4 protein-coding genes are annotated in these 4,196 nt (G+C 57.7%); 2 read left to right on the top strand and 2 right to left on the bottom strand.

Features of this window, described 5'->3' with window-relative positions; translation table 11 throughout:
- Together ACTV8E_RS20580 and ACTV8E_RS20575 are read right to left on the bottom strand one after the other, a co-directional pair.
- A partial coding sequence (locus ACTV8E_RS20580; RefSeq protein ID WP_251837862.1) for a hypothetical protein occupies positions 1 to 83 on the bottom strand: 83 nt, incomplete at its 3' end.
- A 397-nt stretch (positions 84 to 480) separates the two neighbouring features.
- Positions 481 to 1,401, bottom strand: coding sequence for a LysR family transcriptional regulator (locus ACTV8E_RS20575; protein WP_443200685.1), 921 nt, complete (start codon positions 1,399 to 1,401; stop codon positions 481 to 483).
- Between the two features lie 177 nt (positions 1,402 to 1,578).
- Here ACTV8E_RS20575 and ACTV8E_RS20570 point away from each other — a divergent pair, with 177 nt between their 5' ends.
- The gene (locus ACTV8E_RS20570; RefSeq protein ID WP_443200684.1) at positions 1,579 to 2,760 is read left to right on the top strand and encodes an acyl-CoA dehydrogenase; all 1,182 of its coding nucleotides are present in this window, start codon (positions 1,579 to 1,581) and stop codon (positions 2,758 to 2,760) included.
- 21 nt (positions 2,761 to 2,781) lie between these two features.
- Positions 2,782 to 4,005 carry a CaiB/BaiF CoA transferase family protein gene (locus tag ACTV8E_RS20565; protein WP_443200683.1) on the top strand — a complete coding sequence of 408 codons (1,224 nt, stop codon included), beginning with the start codon at positions 2,782 to 2,784 and terminating at the stop codon, positions 4,003 to 4,005.
- Positions 4,006 to 4,196 lie beyond the last annotated feature (191 nt).

Below are 4,196 nucleotides of genomic sequence, written 5' to 3'. Positions count from 1 at the left end.
CCGATGAGTTTCTTCACCGTTTCCGGGGTCGCAGCCACGCGGGTTTCCCCGGTGTGAGTTTCTAGAGGAATGCCGATAAGCACTTCCTGTCTCCTACTTGATCGTTATTTTTATCGCCCCGGCCACACCATGTGGATGGGTTGAGACACCTCACCCGAAGGTCTAATACCAAAGGGGAGGGGCGCGGCATTGTGCAGGTCTGTCGAGGAGCCTTCAACCGTTTTGAAGCAAAACATTCAGAGGACTACAAGTCCATTAATGACTGGCCGTTCTGATGATTTTGCCCCTTAACAAGGTAGCGGACTTGTTCGCTCATTGCGGGCAAGCAAGAAATTTGCATAGAAACCATCGTGAGCTTGGTTTTTTAACCAAATTACCCGCAGCGACTAAGTGAAGCAGAGCGCTAAACGAACGGCATGCGTAAAAGTTGCGGGTTTCATAGGCGTATGCATGCCGTCCTGTAGTGTTTTAGGAAAGCCACTACATAATGGTTTCAGTCTCTGGGGAGAACTGCCGATAGCTTTGGGCCTCGCTCATCAGCCAATCGCGAAACGAGCCCAATGCAGCTGACTCAGCTTTGCGATCAGGGATCATCAGGTAATAGGCTTTGTCGTTATGGCTGGCCTGTGGATGGGCAATGATCAATTGACCGCTGGCCAGTTCCTGCTCGATTAAAAAAGCAGGGATCAGCGCCACACCCATTTCATGTATGGCCGCTTGAGCCAGCATGGAAAACAGCTCATAGCGCGGCCCGGTGAGATCTCTGGCTACGTGTATGCCTTGTGATTCGAACCACTGGCGCCAGGCATAAGGGCGAGTGCTCTGTTGTAGCAGTGGCAGGCCGGCGAGCTGTTCCGCATCCAGAGTTGGCTGCCCTTTCAGCCAGGCTGGACTGCATACCGGAACGCTGGATTCGGGCATCAGATAATGCGCCTGGGTGCCTGACCAGTTGGCATCGCCAAAATAGATTGCGGCGTCGAACTGTGTATCGGCGAACAGGAAAGGGCGAGTGCGAGTGTTCAGGTTGACGGTGACCTGAGGGTGCTGCTGCTGAAAACTATTAAGGCGCGGCAGTAGCCAGCGCGTGGCGAAGGTCGGCACCACGGCCAGTTCCAGATTCATCGCGCCCTGCTCGCCCATGATCGACAAGGTGTCGCGCTCGACAGCATCGAGCTGGGCCGCGACCCGGCGACTGTAGGACAGGCCGGCTTCGGTCAGCACCACGCCGCGGCGCGAACGTCGAAACAGGTCCAGACCCAGGAAGGCTTCTAAAGCACCGATCTGGCGGCATACTGCACTTTGCGTCAACGCCAGCTCTTCGGCAGCTCGGGTAAAGCTTTGATGGCGTGCCGCAGCCTCGAAGGCGATCAATGCGGCGGTACTGGGAATCTTGCGGCGCATACGACAAGCTCACTGATGATGACGAATGAAAGCGGTCTTATGCTGTCACGGAGTGAGTAAAGCGCACAACTGGGTGCGTAATCATCGTTTGCAACGCTTTTCCTATGCCGCTTAGGATTCCCTTCATTCCAGGGTGCTGTACAGCGCCCGGGCTCTATATATAAGAAGAGGTGACTCATGGCCGATAAAGCACGTTTCAACTGGGAAGACCCGCTGCTGCTCGATCAGCAGCTGAGCGAAGAAGAACGCATGGTGCGCGACAGCGCCCAGCAGTTCGCCGCTGACAAGCTGGCGCCGCGGGTGCTGGAAGCCTTCCGGCATGAACAGACCGATCCGAAGATCTTCCGCGAAATGGGTGAGACCGGCCTGCTCGGCGCTACTATTCCGGAAGCCTACGGTGGCAGCGGCCTTAACTATGTCTGCTACGGCCTGATCGCGCGCGAAGTGGAACGCATCGATTCCGGCTATCGCTCGATGATGAGTGTGCAGTCCTCGCTGGTGATGGTGCCGATCTTTGAATTCGGCAATGAAACGACCAAGCAGAAGTACCTTCCCAAGCTGGCCAGTGGCGAATATATCGGCTGCTTCGGCCTGACCGAGCCGAATCATGGCTCTGATCCAGGTTCAATGATCACCCGCGCCAAAAAGGTCGAGGGCGGCTATCGGCTGACCGGCAGCAAGATGTGGATCACCAACAGTCCGATCGCCGATGTCTTTGTGGTGTGGGCCAAGGACGATGCCGGCGAAATCCGCGGCTTCGTGCTGGAAAAAGGGTGGCAAGGCCTGAGCGCTCCGGCGATCCACGGCAAGGTGGGCCTGCGCGCCTCGATCACCGGTGAGATTGTCATGGACAATGTATTTGTCCCGGAAGAAAACGCCTTCCCCGAGGTGCGCGGCCTGAGGGGTCCGTTCACCTGCCTGAACTCGGCACGCTATGGCATCAGCTGGGGAGCGCTGGGCGCCGCCGAAGACTGCTGGCACACCGCGCGCCAGTATGTACTGGATCGTCAGCAGTTCGGCCGACCTCTGGCCGCCAACCAACTGATCCAGAAAAAGCTTGCCGACATGCAGACCGAGATCACCTTGGGTTTGCAAGGCTGCCTACGCCTGGGGCGCATGAAAGATGAAGGCACGGCGGCGGTGGAAATCACCTCACTCATGAAGCGCAACAGTTGCGGCAAGGCGCTGGACGTCGCCCGTCTGGCCCGCGACATGCTGGGTGGGAATGGCATCAGCGACGAGTTCGGTATTGCGCGCCATTTGGTCAACCTGGAAGTGGTCAACACTTACGAAGGCACCCATGACATTCATGCGCTGATTCTTGGGCGCGCTCAAACCGGCATTCAGGCCTTCTATTAATAGAAGGGAAGGGGAGGTTCCATGTCTGGCGCGTTGTCCCATATTCGAGTGCTCGATTTGTCCCGTGTGTTGGCCGGCCCCTGGTGTGGGCAGATCCTGGGCGATCTGGGCGCCGACGTGATCAAAGTCGAGCGTCCTTTGCTCGGCGATGACACCCGCCATTGGGGGCCACCCTTCCTGAAGGACCAGGAGGGGCGAGAGACGGATGAGGCCGCCTATTACCTGGCGACCAATCGCAACAAGCAGTCGATCACCATTGATTTCACTCAGGCCGAGGGTCAGCAGCTGATCCGCGAACTGGTGGCCAAGTCGGATGTGCTGATCGAAAATTTCAAGGTGGGTGGCTTGGCGGCATATGGGCTGGACTACGCCACGCTGAAAACCATCAATCCCCGGCTGATCTACTGTTCGATTACCGGCTTCGGTCAGGACGGCCCCTACGCTAAGCGGGCGGGGTACGACTTCATGATTCAGGCCCTGGGCGGACTGATGAGCGTGACCGGGCGGGGTGATAACGAGGAAGGCGCGGGCCCTGTCAAAGTCGGTGTGGCACTCACGGATATCCTGACGGGGTTGTATGCCACTGTCGGTATTCTGGCTGCGCTCAATCAACGTGAGCAGAGCGGCATCGGCCAGCACGTCGACATGGCATTACTCGACGTACAGGTTGCCTGCCTGGCCAATCAGGCGATGAATTACCTGACTACAGGTGTTTCACCTCGGCGCCTGGGAAACGCTCATCCGAACATCGTGCCCTATCAGGATTTCCCCACGGCAGATGGCGACTTTATCCTCACCGTGGGTAATGACAGTCAGTTCCGCAAATTTTGCGAGGTGGCCGGGCATTCCGAGTGGGCCGACGATCCACGCTTTGCTACTAATAGTGCCCGCGTTGCCCATCGCACGCTGCTGATCCCGCTGATCAAGCAGGTCACCGTGTTCAGGAGCACCGCTGAATGGGTGGCCACACTGGAACAAGCGGGAGTGCCTTGCGGGCCGATCAATGATCTGGCACAGGTGTTCGCCGACCCGCAGGTGCAGGCGCGCGGGCTTAAGGTGGAAATGCCGCACCCGGTGGCCGGCCTTGTGGCGCAAGTGGCCAGCCCCATCAGGTTGTCTGACACGCCGGTCGAGTATCGCCAGGCGCCCCCTACTCTGGGCCAGCATACCGAGCAGATACTGCAGCAACTGCTGAACAAGACTGCTCGGCATATAGCTGATTTGCGTCAAGGTGGGGTCGTCTAGCCAGGCGCATCCTCAACCTGGCTAGAAGCTGTCGAGGCAATTTGTGACGAATATCAAAATAACCGTTGACGGCAGAATCCAGCGGCCTATAATGCGCCCCACTTCCGGTGCAGGCCTTACTGAAAACTCCTTGTAGATCAACGAGTTAAGCGGTTTGAAGAGTGTCGGAAGCTTCGCTTTTCGAAGCGAAG

This window comes from Pseudomonas sp. B392_1p (genome assembly GCF_052245235.1).
GTDB lineage: Bacteria > Pseudomonadota > Gammaproteobacteria > Pseudomonadales > Pseudomonadaceae > Serpens > Serpens gallinarum.
The sequence above is the reverse complement of the archived record's forward strand: the minus strand, read 5'-3'. Positions and strand labels throughout refer to the sequence as shown.